Origin of the sequence: Pseudomonas sp. PDM22, assembly GCF_014851965.1 — a bacterium.
Taxonomy (GTDB): Bacteria; Pseudomonadota; Gammaproteobacteria; order Pseudomonadales; family Pseudomonadaceae; genus Pseudomonas.
The window spans coordinates 152,184-168,704 of sequence record NZ_JACVAR010000010.1; the positions used below are offsets into that span (position 1 = coordinate 152,184).

Here is a 16,521-nt window from a genome sequence, read left to right on the forward strand (position 1 = left end):
CTCCCTGGTCCGCTGTCATGAAACGCGCCTCGATCGTCCTGCTGGCCCTCCTGCTGACAACCCCCGCGATTGCCTTCGCGCAAGCGGCGGACTGGACGCTCGCCAAGGACGAGGACGGCGTGCAGGTCTACCTGAGCCAGGTGCCTGGCTCACGCTACAAAAGCTTCCGTGGCGTGACGCTGGTGAAGGCCGATGTCGCCACCCTCGGCCACCTGCAGGAGAACCTGCGCGTCTCCTGCGCCTGGCTCTACGCCTGCGCACAGATGCGCCTGCTCAAGTACAGCGACGAAGCCATCTGGGTCTACCTCGATACCAAGCTGCCCTGGCCCGCGGCACCGCGTGACCTGGTGCTCAAGGTCAGCACCGAGGAAACCCCGGACGGCGGCATGATCCGCCGCCTGCAGGCCGCGCCTGACTACATCCCACCGGTCAAGGACCGCATCCGCGTGCCCAGCGTTTCCGGCACCTGGCGGATGGTGCCCAAAGGCCCGAAGCTCACCGAGGTCACCTACGAGATGCGCGGCGAGCCCGGCGGCAGCGTACCGTCGTGGCTGGCTAACCAGTTCGTGGTGGATGCACCCTTCGAGTCGCTGAGGATGCTCAAGCTGGTGGCGGAGCATCAGGGCGCACGGGGCGACGGTGATTAGAAAGACGGCCCGATATTGCGGCGGCCGGTGCTTGTCCAGGCGCCCGCAGCCTGACCGAAGATTTGCCCACAACCCCCGTCTCTGCTAGTGTCGCGGGGTTTCCGAATACCCCCGCCGAGATGTCCGCATGGCCCGCAAGAAAGCTTCCCTCGACTTCGAACAGTCCCTCGCCGAGCTGCAAACGCTGGTGGAGCGCCTGGAAAGCGGCGAGTTGTCGCTGGAGGACTCGCTGGGTGCCTTCGAGCAGGGCATCCGCCTGACCCGCGACTGCCAGGCAGCGCTGACCCAGGCGGAGCAGAAGGTGCAGATCCTGCTGGAACGCGACGGCGAGCTGAGCGAAGCGCCCTTCGATCCGGAAGGCGACGACGCATGATCGCTGCGTACCAGGCGCGCTGCACGGCGCGTGTCGATGCTGCGCTGGAAAAACTCTTCGTCGCCCCTCGTGAAGAACTCGACCGCATCTACGCCGCCATGCGCTACAGCGTGGTCAACGGCGGCAAGCGCGTGCGTCCGCTGCTGGCCTACGCGGCCTGCGAAGCCCTGGGTGGCGAAGCCGAACGCGCCGATGGCGCGGCCTGCGCAGTGGAACTGATCCACGCCTATTCCCTGGTGCATGACGACCTCCCGGCCATGGACGACGACGACCTGCGCCGCGGCCAGCCGACCACCCACATCGCCTTCGACGAAGCCTGCGCGATCCTCGCCGGCGACGGCCTGCAGGCGCTGGCGTTCGAGGTGATCGGTAACGCACAACTCAATCCGCAGGATGCCCAGACTCGCCTGGACATGCTGCTGGCCCTGACCCGAGCCGCCGGTTCCGCCGGCATGGTGGGCGGCCAGGCCATCGACCTGGAATCCGTCGGCCGCAAGATCGACCAGGCGGCGCTGGAGACCATGCACCGGCACAAGACCGGCGCGCTGATCGAAGCCAGCGTGCAGCTTGGCGCCCTCGCCAGCGGCCGCGCCACGGCCGAGGCGCTGGATGCCCTGCGCCGCTATGCCGAGGCCGTGGGCCTGGCGTTCCAGGTGCAGGACGACATCCTCGACGTGGAAAGCGATACCGCCACCCTCGGCAAAACCCAGGGCAAGGATCAGGCCCACGACAAGCCGACCTACCCCGCCCTGCTCGGCCTCGACGCCGCCAAGGCCTACGCCCTGGCCCTGCGCGATCAGGCGCTGGCCGCGCTGGAAGGTTTCGGCGACAACGCCGAACCGCTGCGTGCCCTCGCTCGCTACATCGTCGAACGCCGCCACTGATTCCCCGGCACGCGCATTGCGTGTGCAAATCCCGTGAGTCACCCATTGCGATGACCGCTTGCCGGTACTTCACTGCATGACAGGGATTTCGTATACCATATCCGACAACAGCCACCTGACCGGACTGCATCGTGCCGCTACGCAACGCTCCCAACCTGGGTATCGTCCCCTCCGCCTCGGAGACCATCGCCAAGCACCTGCGCGAAGCGATCATTTCCGGCCAGATGGCGGAACACGAGCCGATCCGCCAGGACGACATCGCGCAGATCTTCAACGTCAGCAAGATCCCCGTGCGCGAGGCGCTCAAGCGCCTGGAAGCCGAAGGCCTGGTGGAGTTCCAGCGCAACAAGGGCGCGCTGGTGACGAAGATTTCCGAGCCGGAACTGGCACAGATGTTCGAGGTGCGCGTGGTGCTGGAAGTCCAGGCGCTGCGCCTGGCGATCCCCAACATGAGCGCGCAGACCTTCGCCCGCGCCGAGAGCATCTGTGCCGAGTTCGTCGGCGAGGATGACATCGGCCGCTGGGCCGAACTGAACTGGGAACTGCATGCCTGCCTCTACGAACCGGCGCAGCGGCCGTACCTGGTCGGCCTGATCCGCTCGATCCACGACAAGGTGGAACGCTACCTGCGCCTGCAGATGAGCATGTCCGACGGCAAGGAACGCGCCGACCACGAGCACCACGACATCCTCGACGCCTGCCGCGCCGGCGACGCCGACCGCGCCGCACGCCTGCTGGAAGAGCACATCAACGGCGTCTGCCGCACGCTCTACGAGCACCTGCCGAACCGGCCGACGCCGAGTTAGACAAAACTGCCCGCTGTGCCGATTTCATCATCGGCCCGGCGGAAAACCCTCAAGCTGCAATCCCCGCGCCGCGCCACCCTAGGGTCAATCACAAGACCACCCCAGGGGGCAGCATGAAACGCATCCAGGTTCTCGATTCCCACACCGGCGGCGAACCCACTCGCCTGGTGCTCGACGGCTTCCCCGATCTGGGCAAGGGCAGCATGGCCGAGCGCCGCGCGCTGCTGGCCGAGCAGCACGACAGCTGGCGCGCCGCGACCGTGCTGGAGCCGCGCGGCAGTGACGTGCTGGTCGGCGCGCTGCTCTGCGAGCCGGTGGACCCGAGCGCCTGCGCCGGGGTGATCTTCTTCAACAACACCGGCTACCTGGGCATGTGCGGCCACGGCACCATCGGCCTGGTGGTCTCGCTGGCGCACCTGGGTCGCATCGGCCCCGGCACGCACAGGATCGAGACGCCGGTGGGCACCGTCGAAGCGACCCTGCACGATGACCGCTCGGTGAGCGTGCGCAACGTCCCCTCCTACCGCTACCGCAAACAGGTTCCGGTGGAAGTACCCGGTCATGGGCTGGTGCACGGCGACATCGCCTGGGGCGGCAACTGGTTCTTCCTGATCTCCGATCACGGCCTGCGCGTCGCCGGCGACAACCTCGATGAGCTGACCGCCTACACCGTCGCCGTGCAGAAGGCGCTGGAAGACCAGGGCATCCGTGGCGAAGACGGCGGGCTGATCGACCACATCGAACTGTTCGCCGACGACCCGAAAGCGGACAGCCGCAACTACGTGCTCTGCCCCGGCAAGGCCTACGACCGCTCGCCCTGCGGCACCGGCACCAGCGCCAAGCTGGCCTGCCTGGCCGCCGACGGCAAACTCGCTGCCGGCGACGCCTGGCGCCAGGCCAGCGTGATCGGCAGCCAGTTCGAAGGGCGCTTCGAGTGGATTGGAGAACCCTCCGAGGGCCGCATCATCCCGACCATCCGTGGGCGCGCCAACCTCAGCGCCGAGGCCACCCTGCTGCTGGAAGGGGACGATCCCTTCGCCTGGGGCATCCGCCCGTGAGCGATGCCGATATCATCGTCATCGGCGCCGGCATAGTCGGTGCCGCCTGCGCCCACGCCCTCGCCCGCCGCGGCCTGGACGTATTGGTGCTGGATGCGCGCCTGCCCGGCGCCACCGCCGTCGGCATGGGGCACCTGCTAGTGCTCGACGACAACGCCGCCGAACTGGCGCTGAGCAACTACTCGCTGCAGCGCTGGCGCGAGTGGGGCCACGACATGCCCGCCGAGTGCGCCTACCGCAGCAACGGCACGATGTGGCTGGCCGCCAATGATGAAGAGATGGCCGAAGCGGAACGCAAGTTCGCCGTCCTGCGCGAGCACGGCGTCGCCGCCAGACTACTGAACAACGCCGAGCTGCAGCAGGAAGAACCCGAGCTGCGCAGCGACCTGCACGGCGGGCTGGAGATCACCGGCGACGGCATTCTCTACGCGCCGCGCGCCGCCGCCTGGCTGCTGGAATCGGCTCTGAAACCGATCCGCCAGCGCCAGGCGAAAGTGGTGGAGATCGACGAACCCCGCGTGCGCCTCGACAGCGGCCAATGGCTGAGCGCCAGGGCCGTGGTGCTGGCCAACGGCATCCAGGCCGGCGAGCTGTGCCCCGGTCTGCCCATCGAGCCGAAGAAGGGCCACCTGCTGATCACCGACCGCTACCCCGGCAAGGTGCGCCGCACCCTGGTCGAGCTGGGCTACGTGACCAGCGCGCACAACGCCAGCGGCCCGTCGGTGGCCTGCAACATCCAGCCGCGCCCCACCGGCCAGCTGTTCATCGGCGCCTCGCGGCAGTTCGGCACCACCGACCCGCAGGTGGAAGGCTGGATGCTGGCGAAGATGCTGCGCCGCGCCGTGGACTACATGCCCGGCCTGGCCAACCTCAACGTGATCCGCAGCTGGGCTGGTTTCCGCGCCGCCAGCCCCGACGGCATGCCGCTGGTGGGAGAACACCCGCAGCGCCCCGGCCTGTGGCTGGCGGTCGGCCACGAAGGCCTGGGTGTGACCACCGCCCCCGGCACCGCTGACCTGCTCGCCGCGCAGCTGTGCGATGAGCCCCTGCCGCTGCCGGCCGAGCCCTATTCCCCGCACCGCTTTCTTGGAGCCAACACCCATGCCTGAGCTGATCCTCGACGGCCGCCCGCTGCGGGTCGCCGCCGGCACCACGGTCGCCGCCGCGCTCGCCCTGGGCGGTGACGGCACCACGCGCACCTCGGTCAGCGGCCAGCGTCGCGCGCCACTGTGCGGCATGGGTGTCTGCCAGGAATGCCGGGTGAATATCGACGGTCAGCGCCGCCTGGCCTGCCAGACCCTGTGCCGCGACGGCATGCAGGTGGAGAGCCGCCCATGAACGCTGCGGCCGATATCGTCATCATCGGCGCCGGCCCGGCCGGGCTGTCCGCCGCCCTCGCTGCCGCGCCCAGCGGCGCGAGCATCGTCATCCTCGACGACAACCCGCTGCCCGGTGGGCAGATCTGGCGCGACGGGCCCAATGCACACCTGCCGCGTGCCGCCACCGAGCTACGCGAGCAAGTGGCTGCCTGCGCCAATATCAGGATTCACAACGGCACGCGCGTGGTTGCGCTGGCCGGCGAGCGCGGCCTGTTGCTGGAAGACTTCGAGCGCGGCTGGCGACTGGACTACCGCAAGCTGATCCTCTGCACCGGTGCCCGCGAATTGCTGCTGCCCTTCCCCGGCTGGACGCTGCCCGGCGTTACCGGCGCGGGCGGCCTGCAAGCGCTGGTCAAAGGCGGGCTGCCGGTGGATGGGCAACGCGTGGTGATCGCCGGCAGCGGCCCGTTGCTGCTCGCCAGCGCCGCCACGGCCCGCGCCAATGGCGCGAAAATCCTGCGCATCGCCGAGCAGGCGTCCTGGCCGGCGCTCGCACGTTTTGCCATGAAGCTGCCGCGCTGGCCGAACAAGCTGCTGCAGTCCTTCGGCCTGTACGACCCGGCCTACCGCGCCGACAGCCATGTGGTCGCCGCCCTGGGTAACGATCACCTGGAAGGTGTACGAATCAGCCAAGGCGGCAAGCTGAAGGAAATTGCCTGCGACCGCCTGGCCTGCGGCTTCGGCCTGATCCCCAACGTGCAGCTCGGCCAGGCGCTGGGCTGCACGGTGGACGACGGCGCAATCCGCGTGGATGCCTGGCAGGCGAGCAGCCGCGATGGCATCTACGCGGCGGGCGAATGCACCGGCTTCGGCGGCTCGGAAAAAGCCCTGGTGGAAGGCCGTATCGCCGGCCACGCCGCAGTGGGTGAGCACGACCGCGCCCGCGAGTTCTGGTCGCAGCGCCAGCGCTGGCAGGGCTTCGCCGATGCACTGAAGCGCGACTTCGCCCTCGATCCGCGCCTGAACCAGCTGGCCCAACCGGACACCCTGATCTGCCGCTGCGAAGACGTGCCCTACTCGGCGCTGGCCGGCAAAGCGGACTGGACCGCCGCCAAGCTCGCCAGCCGCTGCGGCATGGGCGCCTGCCAGGGTCGCGTGTGCGGCGCGGCGGCGAAGCAGCTGTTCGGCTGGCAACCACCGGCGCCGCGCCCGCCGTTCAGCCCGGCACGGGTCGAGACCCTGTTGCAGCTTGCCGAAGACTGAAAGAGCAGACGGCGGATAACGCCTGAGGCGTTATTCGCCCTACGCGGCGCACTCCGTAGGGCGCATAAAGCGGAACGCTTTATCCGCCGCCTCTGCCACCGCAAATTGATTACAGCGGATAACGCCCGAGGCGTTATTCGCCCTACCACGAAGGCCCTTCGCCCCGTATTCTCCATGTTCCGACAGCCGACCCGCTTCCCGATGCACGACCTGATCCCCCAGGGCGCCCGCGACCTGGACAGCCTGCTGCAGACTTTCCGGCAGATAGCCCCGCTGCTCGATGCCATGCCCGGCGTGGTGTTCTTCATCAAGGACACCGCGGCGCGCTACGTGCTGGTCAACCAGACCCTGGCGCGGCGCTGCGGCGTGAAAGATGCCAGCGAATTGCTCGGCCGCACCGCCGAGGACGTCTTCCCCTCGCGCTTCGGCCCGGTCTACACCGAGCAGGACCGCCGCGTGCTGGAAACCGGCGGCCAGCTCAGCGACCAGCTGGAACTGCACCTCTACCCCGGCCGCCAGCCCGGCTGGTGCCTGACCCACAAGCTGGCGCTGCGCGATGCCAGTGGCGCGGTGATCGGCATGGCGGGAATCTCCAACGACCTGCAGGCAGCGCAATCCACACACCCGGCGTACCAGCGCCTGGCAGCGGTGGACGCCTATATACGCGAGCATTTCGACAAGCCGATCAACCTCGGTGAACTGACCGAGTTGGCCGGGCTGTCCGTCGCCCAGCTGGAGCGCCACTGCAAGCGCATCTTCCAGCTCACCCCGCGGCAGATGATCCACAAGGCGCGCCTGGGCGCAGCCACCCGGCTGCTGGGTGAAGACCTGCCGATCACCGAGATCGCCCTGCGCTGCGGCTACACCGACCACAGTGCGTTCAGCCGGCAGTTCCGCGCGCTGACCGGGCTGTCGCCGACGCAGTACCGCGAGTCGCAGATCACTTCCAACTGACAAGCCCCGTAGGGCGCATAACGCCTACGGCGTTATCCGCCGTCAGCCCAACCGCGAGATGGCGGATAAAGCGTGCCGCTTTATGCGCCCTACGGGGCTGCGGATATCGAACCTGGCGTAGGAGCGGACTCCGTCCGCGATCGCTGCCCGCCGCGCAAGAGCATCGCGGATGAATCCGCTCCTACGGGGCATGGCGGTTCGCGATCAGCCTCAGCACCGATGCTCTCTGTAGGAGCGCGCCATGCGCGCGATCGCGGGCATGGCCCGCTCCTACAAGGGAAGTGCTGCTCGGCGGAGTGCTCCCATAAGGGGCAGCGAAACGCACTCCTGCTTCATTTGGTAACAGCGCACAGAACCCGCCTACAGTTAATTCGGAAGGCTCCCAGCAACCAATCCCCCAAACATCGGGCCTTGCGACCCATGGGTCACACCCGAGTGGTTTCTGGCACATGCCTTGCTCTAAAAAATATCGTATACGAAATCCATAATACAAAAACTGCTGCACAACACTGACTCAGAGAGGCCCCAATGAAATTCTCCCGAATTGCTCTAGCCCTCACCGCTGTGTTCCTCGTCGGTCAGGCCCAGGCCGACAAGCTCGACGACATCATCGAATCCGGCAAGCTGCGCTGCGCCGTGACCCTGGACTTCCCGCCCATGGGCTCGCGCGATGCACAGAACAACCCGGTCGGCTTCGACGTGGACTACTGCAACGACCTGGCGAAAGTGCTAGGCGTCACCGCCGAAGTCGTCGAGACGCCCTTCCCCGATCGTATCCCGGCGCTGGTTTCCGGCCGTGCCGACGTGATCGTCGCCTCCACCTCCGACACCCTGGAGCGCGCCAAGACAGTCGCCATGACTATCCCCTACTTCGCCTTCCAGATGGTGGTGCTGACCCGCGAGGACACCGGCATCACCAAGTACGAAGACATCAAGGATCGTCCGGTGGGCAACACCAGCGGCACCTATGAAGCCATCGCCCTGGAGAAGGACGTGAAGAAGTGGGGCGGCAAGGGCAGCTTCCGCGCCTACCAGAGCCAGAACGACACCATCCTCGCTGTCGCCCAGGGCCACATCGACGCCACCGTGGTGACCAACACCGTCGCCGCCTCCACCCTCAAGTCCGGCAAGTACAAGGGCCTGAAGGTCGTGGGTAACGCACCCTACGTGATCGACTACGTGTCGCTGGCCGCCGCGCGCAACGAGTACGGCCTGATCCATTACCTCAACCTCTTCGTCAACCAGCAGGTCCGCACCGGCCGCTACGCCGAGCTGTACGAGAAATGGGTGGGCGGCGCCCCGGTCGATCTCACCGTTCCCCACGTGTACTACTGACAGCGGGTGCGACATGTCTTCGATGCAGGCTTCAAGGGTGCGGGACTCACGCCTGACAGGGCGGGTCCTGATGGGGGGTAGCGCCGAAGGGGCGCTACTGTCCGCCGACACCGGGCTGAGCTTCTGGGGAGGCGTCGAGCCTTTCACGGGCGAGGTCATCGACCGCCACCATCCGCTGTCGGGCAGCTTCCTGCCCGGTCGGGTGCTGGCGATTCCCAGCGGACGCGGCTCCTGCACCGGCAGCAGTGTGATGCTGGAAATACTGCTCAACGGCCACGCGCCCGCAGCCCTGCTGCTGGCCGAGCCGGACGAAATCCTCACCCTCGGCGTGCTGGTGGCGCAGGCGTTGTTCGGCCGCTCCATCCCGGTGCTGTGCCTGGGTCGCGAGGGTTTCGAGCAGTTGTCCGCAGGCGGCTGGGCCCGTATCGAAGACGGTCAGGTAACACTCAGCGCCGAGCGCCCTGCCGATGGTTGGCAGGGCGTGATGGCCAGCGATGCCGGCCCGCTGCCGGAAGGCCTGGCGTTGAATGCCGGCGACCACGAGCTGCTCGACGGCAAGCACGGCAAAGCCGCCCAGGCCGCCATGCAGATCGTCCTGCGCATGGCCGCGCTGCAAGGCGCGAAAGACCTGCTCGATGTCGCCCAGGCGCACATCGACGGCTGCATCTATACCGGCCCCGCGAGCCTGCGCTTCGCCCGCCAGCTGGCGGACTGGGGCGGCCAGGTGAAGGTGCCGACCACCCTCAACTCCATCTCCGTGGACCATCGCCGCTGGCGCGAGCTGGGCGTCGACAAGGCCTTCGGCGAACCCGCCGCCGCGCTGGGCGATGCCTACATGGAGATGGGCGCGCAGATGAGCTACACCTGCGCGCCCTACCTGCTGGACAGCAAGCCGAGCCTCGGCGACCAGGTGGTCTGGGCCGAGTCCAACGCCGTGGTGTACGCCAACAGCGTGCTCGGCGCGCGGACCCTGAAATACCCGGATTACCTCGACATCTGCATCGCCCTCACCGGCCGCGCGCCGAATGTTGGCAGCCACCGCGACGAGGGCCGGCTGGCCACGCTGCGGATCGATGTCGAGCTGCCGGCCGCACACGACGAGTCGATCTTCCCGCTGCTCGGCTACCACATCGGCGAGCTGTGCGGCTCGCGCATCCCGGTGGTCGACGGCCTGCAGCCGTTGGCGCCGGACAGCGATGCGCTGAAAGCCTTCGGCGCGGCCTTCGCCACCACTTCCGCCGCACCGATGTTCCACATTGCCGGCGTCACTCCGGAAGCGCCGGACGCCACCACCGCCCTGGGTAACAAGGCGCCGCTGCAACACCTGCGAGTCACCCCGGCGGACCTGATCGCCTCCTGGCGCGAACTGGACCACGCCAGCGAGCCGACCGTGCAACTGGTCTCGCTGGGCAACCCGCACTTCTCCGCCAGCGAATGCGCGGACCTGGCGAAGCTCGTCGCCGGGCGCCGCAAGCATCCGGGCGTCGCGCTGGTCATCGCGCTGGGCCGCGCCGTGCAGGAGAAGGCCCGCGCCGCCGGAGACGTGAAGGTGCTGGAAGACTTCGGCGCGCAGCTGCTCAACGACACCTGCTGGTGCATGATCGGCGAACCGGTGATCCCGCCGGCCTGCACCACGCTGATGACCAACTCGGCGAAGTACGCCCACTACGGTCCGGGCCTGGCCGGGCGCCAGGTGCATTTCGGCAGCCTTGCCGCGTGCGTCGAGGCGGCCTGCAGCGCTCGCGCCGATGGCGGCGTGCCCAGCTGGCTGAGCGAGGGGGTACGCTGATGTTCAACTACAGCTTCCACTGGCGTTCCGCCTTCAAGGCCCTGCCGGACATGCTCGGCGGCGCCTGGGTGACCCTGGAGACGGCCGCGCTGTCGATGATCCTGGGCGTGCTCATCGCACTGCTGCTGACCGTCATGCGGCAGATGAAGAACCCGCTGCTCAAGGGCTTCGCCGATACCTGGGTGTCCATCGCGCGCAACACCCCGTCGCTGTTCCAGATTTACATCCTCTACTTCGGCCTGGGTTCCTTCGGCCTGCACGTCAGCTCCTGGGTGGCGCTGCTGGCGGGGATCACCTTCAACAACGCCGGCTACCTCGCGGAGAACTTCCGCGGCGGCCTCAAGGCCGTGCCGGACACCCAGATGCGCGCCGCGCGCTCGCTGGGCATGAGCGCCTTCCAGGCGTACCGGATGATCATCGTTCCGCAGCTGCTGCGCATCGTCTATTACCCGCTGACGAACCAGATGGTCTGGGCGGTGCTGATGACTTCGCTGGGCGTGGTGGTAGGCCTGAACAACGACCTCACCGGCGTGACCCAGGACTTCAACGTGCGCACCTTCCGCACCTTCGAGTACTTCGCCCTGGCCGCGGTGCTCTATTACATCATCGCCAAGGTCATCGTGGCGGTCGCCCGCCTGTTGAGCTGGCGGCTGTTCCGCTACTAGGAGAAGCGCGCATGTTTTCCACGAGCTTCACCGTCAACGACCTGATGTTCCTGCTGCAAGGGGCCTGGGTCACCGTCAAGCTGACCGTCGGCGCCATGCTCATCGGCACCCTCGCCGGCGTCGTGCTGGGCTGGCTGCGCGCCGCCCTGCCGCGCGCCACGATGCCGGTCGGCTGGTTCCTCGACATCTTCCGCAGCGTGCCGCTGCTGATCCAGTTCGTGCTGTTCAACTCGCTGAAAAGCATCGTCGGCCTGAACTGGAGCGCCTTCACCGTCGGCTGCCTGGTACTGGGCATCTACGCGGCGGCGTTCTGCACCGAAATCATCCGCAGCGGCATCCTCGCCGTCGGTCCGAACATCCGCCGGGCGAGCCGCTCGCTGGGTCTGACCTACTGGCAGGACCTGCGCTACATCGTGCTGCCGCTGGCCGCGCGGGTGGCCTTCCCCGGCTGGCTGAACCTGGTGCTGGGGGTGATGAAGGACACCGCGCTGGTCATGTGGATCGGCATCGTCGAACTGCTCCGCGCCTCGCAGACCATCGTGACGCGCATCCAGGAACCCCTGCTGGTGCTGTGCGTCGCCGGGGTCATCTATTACCTCATGAGTTGGGTCGTGGCGCGCCTCGGTGCCCGGCTGGAAAAAAGGTGGCAGGAAAATGATTGAAATCGACAACGTGCACAAAGCCTACGGCGATCTGGAAGTGGTCAAGGGCGTGAGCCTGACCGTGAAGAAAGGCGAGGTGGTCTCGATCATCGGCGGCTCGGGTTCGGGCAAGTCCACCCTGCTGATGTGCATCAACGGCCTGGAGCCGATCCAGCGCGGCAAGATCCGCGTCGACGGCATCGAGGTCCACGCCAAGACCACCGACCTGAACAAGCTGCGGCAGAAGATCGGCATCGTCTTCCAGCAGTGGAACGCCTTCCCGCACCTCACCGTGCTGGAGAACGTCATGCTCGCTCCACGCAAGGTGCTGGGGCTGTCCAAGGACGAAGCCGAGGCGATGGCGGTGAAGCAGCTCAAGCACGTGGGCCTGGGCGACAAGCTCAAGGTGTTCCCGCAGAAGCTTTCCGGCGGGCAGCAGCAGCGCATGGCGATCGCCCGCGCGCTGGCCATGTCACCGGACTACATGCTGTTCGACGAAGCCACCTCGGCGCTCGACCCGCAGCTGGTGGGCGAGGTGCTCGACACCATGCGCCTGCTCGCCGAAGAGGGCATGACCATGGTCCTGGTGACCCATGAAATCCGCTTCGCCCGCGACGTGTCTGACCGCGTGGCGTTCTTCCGCGAAGGACTGGTGCACGAGATCGGCACGCCGGACCAGGTGATCGTCAACCCGCAGCGGGCGGAGACGGCGGAGTTCCTCCGCTCGGTGAACTGACCGCGCGTTCATTGGCCCATTCGCACAGGAGACAGACATGCGTTCGAGCAAGATCATCCATGTGGTCAGTTGCCATGCCGAGGGCGAGGTCGGCGACGTCATCGTCGGCGGCGTCGCCCCGCCGCCGGGCGACACCGTGTGGGCGCAGTCGCGCTTCATCGCCAGCGACAACGTGCTGCGCAACTTCGTCCTCAATGAACCGCGCGGCGGCGTGTTCCGCCACGTGAACCTGCTGGTCCCGCCCAAGGACCCGCGCGCGCAGATGGCCTGGATCATCATGGAGCCGGCCGACGTGCCGCCCATGTCCGGCTCCAACTCGCTGTGCGTCAGCACCGTGCTGCTCGACAGCGGCATCCTGCCGATGCAGGAGCCGCAAACGCGCCTGACCCTGGAAGCTCCCGGCGGGCTGATCGAGGCGGTGGCCGACTGCAAGGACGGCAAGGTGCAGCGCGTGGAAGTGCGCAACCTGCCCTCCTTCGCCGACAAGCTCGATGCCTGGATCGAGGTAGAGGGTCTCGGCTCGCTGCAGGTGGATACCGCCTACGGCGGCGACAGCTTTGTGCTCGCCGATGCCCACGCCCTGGGCTTCACCCTGCACGCCTCGGAGGCCGCCGACCTGGTCGCCACCGGCCTGAAGATCACCCAGGCGGCGAACCAGCAACTGGGCTTCAAGCACCCGGAAAACCACGACTGGGCGCACATCTCCTTCTGCCAGCTGACCGCTCCGGTGGAGCGCGTCGACGGCGTACTGCACGGCCGCAACGCGGTGGTCATCCGCCCCGGCAAGATCGACCGCTCGCCCTGTGGCACCGGCTGCTCGGCGCGCATGGCGGTGCTGCATGCCAAGGGCCAGATGAAGGACGGCGAACGCTTCGTCGGCCACTCGATCATCGATTCCAAGTTCCACTGCCGCATCGACGGCCTCACCAGCGTCGGCGGCAAACCGGCGATCCACCCGTGCATCTCCGGTCGTGCCTGGATCACCGGCACCCACCAGCACCTGCTCGACCCGTCCGATCCGTGGCCCGAAGGCTACCGGCTCTCGGACACCTGGCCGAACGGCTACTGATTTCCCCTTTTCAACCCTGATTAGCCGCGTAGCGGCACCCGACGACGAAATGCTGCGGGATTTCCTTCAGACATTTCGTATACGAAATACGACAATTGGAGACAAACATGAGCAAGAAGGTCAATTGGAGTGGCGTGTTCCCCGCGGTGACCACTCAGTTCAACGACGATTTCTCGGTCAACCTGGAAGCCACCCACAAGGTGATCTCCAACCTGGTGCGCGACGGCGTGTCGGGCCTGGTGGTGTGCGGCAGCGTGGGCGAAAACACCTCGCTGTCCATCGAGGAAAAGATGGCCGTCACCGAAGTCGCCAAGGACGCTTCCGGCGGCCGCGTGCCGGTGATCTGTGGCATCGCCGAGTTCACCAGCCACGGCGCCTCCCAGGTGGCCAAGGCGGTGCAGAAGGTCGGCGTCGACGGCATCATGGTGATGCCCGCCCTGGTCTACTCCTCCAAGCCCCACGAGACCGCCGCGCACTTCCGCAGCGTGGCCACCAGCACCGACCTGCCGGTGATGGTCTACAACAACCCGCCGATCTATAAAAACGACGTCACCCCGGACATCCTCATCTCCCTGGCCGACTGCGAGAACATCGTCTGCTTCAAGGACAGTTCCGGCGACACCCGCCGCTTCATCGACGTGCGTAATGAAGTGGGCAACCGCTTCATCCTCTTCGCCGGCCTCGACGACGTGGTCCTGGAGAGCATCGCGGTGGGCGCCGAAGGCTGGATTTCCGGCATGTCCAACGTCTTCCCGCAGGAAGGCGAAACCATCTTCCGCCTGTGCAAGGCCGGTCGCTATGAGGAGGCCATGCCGATCTACGAATGGCTGATGCCGATCCTCCACCTCGACGCCCGCCCGGACCTGGTGCAGTGCATCAAGCTCTGCGAAGAGATCGCCGGCCGCGGCACCGCGCTTACCCGTCCGCCGCGCCTGGCGCTGCAGGGCGCCGACCGCGAGCACGTGGAGAAGATCATGGCCAAGGCGCTGGCCAATCGGCCGAAGCTGCCGGATGTGGGGCTCTGAGCGGCGATTGACCGCCCTCACCCTAACCCTCTCCCAAAGGGAGAGGGGACCGTCCGTGCCAGCTCGAACTTCAGTTCTCGCCGGCACGTTCACGGTCTCCGAGTGCCGTGCGGACCGACTGATTCCAGTATCACCGACTGCACGATCTGCCCCCTCTCCCTCCGGGAGAGGGTTGGGGTGAGGGGCTTCTGTTCCTTGCCTGCGCCTTTCCACCAGAGAGCCCGCCCATGACCGCCCACAACTTCATCGCCGGCCAGCGCATCGGTGCCGGCACCGTCCGCCTGCAGAGCCTCGACGCCAGCACCGGCGAAGCCCTGCCCCGCGAATTCCTCCAGGCCACCGAGGCCGAAGTCGACGCCGCCGCCCGCGCCGCCGAAGCCGCCTTCCCGGCCTATAACGCCCTGTCGCCGGAACGCCGCGCGCAGTTCCTCGACGCCATCGCCAGCGAACTCGAAAGCCTCGGCGACGACTTCATCGCCACCGTCTGTCGCGAGACTGCGTTGCCCGCCGCACGTATCCAGGGCGAACGTGGCCGCACCGCTAATCAAATGCGCCTGTTCGCCAAAGTCCTGCGCCGTGGCGATTTCCTCGGCGCGCGGATCGACCGCGCGCTGCCCGAGCGCCAGCCACTGCCACGCCCGGATCTGCGCCAGTACCGCACCGGCGTCGGCCCGGTGGCCGTGTTCGGCGCCAGCAACTTCCCGCTGGCCTTCTCCACCGCCGGTGGAGATACCGCCGCGGCGCTGGCCGCCGGTTGCCCGGTGGTAGTGAAGGCCCACAGCGGCCACATGGCCACCGCCGAGCTCGTCGGCGAGGCGATCACCCGCGCGGCCGAAGCCACTGGCATGCCGGCCGGCGTGTTCAACATGATCTACGGCGCCGGCGTCGGCGAGCCGCTGGTGAAGCACCCGGCGATCCAGGCGGTCGGCTTCACCGGCTCGCTCAAGGGCGGCCGCGCGCTGTGTGATCTCGCCGCCGCGCGCCCGCAACCGATCCCGGTGTTTGCCGAGATGAGCAGCATCAACCCGGTGCTGGTGCTGCCCGCCGCCCTGGAAGCTCGCGGCGAGAAGATCGCCCGTGAGCTGGCGGACTCGGTGGTCATGGGCTGCGGTCAGTTCTGCACCAACCCCGGCCTGGTCATCGGAATCGCCTCGCCGGCGTTCAGCCTGTTCGTCGCCAACCTGATCGCCGAGATCGGCCAGCGCCCGGCGCAGACCATGCTCAACGCCGGCACCCTGAAGAGCTACGAAAAGGGCATCGCCCGCCTGCTCACCCACCCCGCCATCCGCCACCTCGCCGGCCAGCCGCAGGAAGGCAAGCAGGCCCAGCCGCAGCTGTTCCAGGCCAGGGCCGAACTGCTGCTGGCGGGCGAAGAGCTGCTGCAGGAGGAAGTCTTCGGCCCGACCACCATCGTCGTCGAAGTGGCCGATGAAGCCGAACTGCTCCGCGCGCTGGACGGCCTGCACGGCCAGCTAACCATCACGCTGATCGCCGAATCCGAGGACCTGTCGCGTTTCGCCGTGCTGGTGCCGGTGCTGGAGCGCAAGGCTGGCCGCCTGCTGATCAACGGCTACCCGACCGGTGTGGAAGTCTGCGACGCGATGGTCCACGGCGGCCCCTACCCGGCCACCTCGGACGCGCGCGGCACCTCGGTCGGCAGCCTGGCCATCGACCGTTTCCTGCGCCCGGTGTGCTACCAGAACTACCCCGATGCGCTGCTGCCCGATGCGCTGAAGGACGACAACCCGCTGGGTATCGCGCGACTGGTGGATGGCGAGACGACGCGCAGTGCGGTGACTCGCTGAAAGTTCGTCGGCGCGGGAGTGAACTGTCGGCCAGTCCCGCGCCGATGCTCAGCCCCGGCCTTGCGCCGGGGCTTTTTTATGCACGGATGCTTGGAATTTACGCAGGGCGCATAACGCGCCAGCGTTATCCGCCCACATCCTCGCTAACCCAC

17 protein-coding genes are annotated in these 16,521 nt (G+C 67.4%); all 17 read left to right on the forward strand.

Going from position 1 to position 16,521, the window contains the following annotated elements; translation table 11 throughout:
- Positions 1 to 17: 17 nt before the first annotated feature.
- The 17 genes from IB255_RS28115 to IB255_RS28195 all read left to right on the forward strand — a co-directional run bounded on the left by IB255_RS28115 (position 18) and on the right by IB255_RS28195 (position 16,369).
- Positions 18 to 647 carry an START domain-containing protein gene (locus IB255_RS28115; protein WP_192211160.1) on the forward strand — a complete coding sequence of 210 codons (630 nt, stop codon included), beginning with the start codon at positions 18 to 20 and terminating at the stop codon, positions 645 to 647.
- Between the two features lie 127 nt (positions 648 to 774).
- Complete coding sequence (locus IB255_RS28120) at positions 775 to 1,020, forward strand: exodeoxyribonuclease VII small subunit (RefSeq protein ID WP_081517239.1); 246 nt, start codon at positions 775 to 777, stop codon at positions 1,018 to 1,020.
- The gene (gene ispA / locus IB255_RS28125) at positions 1,017 to 1,904 is read left to right on the forward strand and encodes a (2E,6E)-farnesyl diphosphate synthase (RefSeq protein WP_192211161.1); all 888 of its coding nucleotides are present in this window, start codon (positions 1,017 to 1,019) and stop codon (positions 1,902 to 1,904) included. The genes IB255_RS28120 and ispA overlap by 4 nt, the downstream gene beginning before the upstream one ends.
- Before the next feature lie 131 nt (positions 1,905 to 2,035).
- Positions 2,036 to 2,710 carry a GntR family transcriptional regulator gene (locus IB255_RS28130; RefSeq protein WP_081517237.1) on the forward strand — a complete coding sequence of 225 codons (675 nt, stop codon included), beginning with the start codon at positions 2,036 to 2,038 and terminating at the stop codon, positions 2,708 to 2,710.
- A 113-nt stretch (positions 2,711 to 2,823) separates the two neighbouring features.
- A complete protein-coding gene (locus IB255_RS28135) occupies positions 2,824 to 3,768 on the forward strand; it encodes a 4-hydroxyproline epimerase (protein WP_081517236.1) in 945 nt (314 codons plus the stop codon).
- On the forward strand, positions 3,765 to 4,877 hold the full coding sequence (locus IB255_RS28140) for an NAD(P)/FAD-dependent oxidoreductase (RefSeq protein ID WP_192211162.1): 1,113 nt from the start codon (positions 3,765 to 3,767) through the stop codon (positions 4,875 to 4,877). The genes IB255_RS28135 and IB255_RS28140 overlap by 4 nt, the downstream gene beginning before the upstream one ends.
- Entirely contained in the window at positions 4,870 to 5,106 is a 237-nt protein-coding gene (locus IB255_RS28145) for a 2Fe-2S iron-sulfur cluster-binding protein (RefSeq protein ID WP_192211163.1), read from the forward strand. Before IB255_RS28140 ends, IB255_RS28145 begins: the two co-directional genes overlap by 8 nt.
- Positions 5,103 to 6,350, forward strand: a complete 1,248-nt coding sequence (locus tag IB255_RS28150; protein WP_192211164.1) for an FAD/NAD(P)-binding oxidoreductase — start codon at positions 5,103 to 5,105, stop codon at positions 6,348 to 6,350. The genes IB255_RS28145 and IB255_RS28150 overlap by 4 nt, the downstream gene beginning before the upstream one ends.
- Before the next feature lie 174 nt (positions 6,351 to 6,524).
- On the forward strand, positions 6,525 to 7,304 hold the full coding sequence (locus IB255_RS28155; RefSeq protein ID WP_192211165.1) for an AraC family transcriptional regulator: 780 nt from the start codon (positions 6,525 to 6,527) through the stop codon (positions 7,302 to 7,304).
- 528 nt (positions 7,305 to 7,832) lie between these two features.
- Complete coding sequence (locus tag IB255_RS28160) at positions 7,833 to 8,639, forward strand: transporter substrate-binding domain-containing protein (RefSeq protein WP_192211166.1); 807 nt, start codon at positions 7,833 to 7,835, stop codon at positions 8,637 to 8,639.
- Between the two features lie 70 nt (positions 8,640 to 8,709).
- The gene (locus tag IB255_RS28165; RefSeq protein ID WP_192211167.1) at positions 8,710 to 10,428 is read left to right on the forward strand and encodes an aconitase X; all 1,719 of its coding nucleotides are present in this window, start codon (positions 8,710 to 8,712) and stop codon (positions 10,426 to 10,428) included.
- Complete coding sequence (locus IB255_RS28170; RefSeq protein WP_045216994.1) at positions 10,428 to 11,093, forward strand: amino acid ABC transporter permease; 666 nt, start codon at positions 10,428 to 10,430, stop codon at positions 11,091 to 11,093. Before IB255_RS28165 ends, IB255_RS28170 begins: the two co-directional genes overlap by 1 nt.
- Before the next feature lie 11 nt (positions 11,094 to 11,104).
- Positions 11,105 to 11,755: an amino acid ABC transporter permease gene (locus IB255_RS28175; protein WP_081517229.1), complete on the forward strand. Its 651-nt coding sequence runs from the start codon at positions 11,105 to 11,107 to the stop codon at positions 11,753 to 11,755.
- Entirely contained in the window at positions 11,748 to 12,470 is a 723-nt protein-coding gene (locus IB255_RS28180; RefSeq protein ID WP_081517228.1) for an amino acid ABC transporter ATP-binding protein, read from the forward strand. Before IB255_RS28175 ends, IB255_RS28180 begins: the two co-directional genes overlap by 8 nt.
- A gap of 37 nt (positions 12,471 to 12,507) precedes the next feature.
- On the forward strand, positions 12,508 to 13,539 hold the full coding sequence (locus IB255_RS28185; protein WP_192211168.1) for a trans-3-hydroxy-L-proline dehydratase: 1,032 nt from the start codon (positions 12,508 to 12,510) through the stop codon (positions 13,537 to 13,539).
- Between the two features lie 107 nt (positions 13,540 to 13,646).
- On the forward strand, positions 13,647 to 14,564 hold the full coding sequence (locus IB255_RS28190) for a dihydrodipicolinate synthase family protein (RefSeq protein ID WP_192211169.1): 918 nt from the start codon (positions 13,647 to 13,649) through the stop codon (positions 14,562 to 14,564).
- A gap of 227 nt (positions 14,565 to 14,791) precedes the next feature.
- Positions 14,792 to 16,369: an aldehyde dehydrogenase (NADP(+)) gene (locus tag IB255_RS28195; protein ID WP_192211170.1), complete on the forward strand. Its 1,578-nt coding sequence runs from the start codon at positions 14,792 to 14,794 to the stop codon at positions 16,367 to 16,369.
- Positions 16,370 to 16,521: the final 152 nt, after the last annotated feature.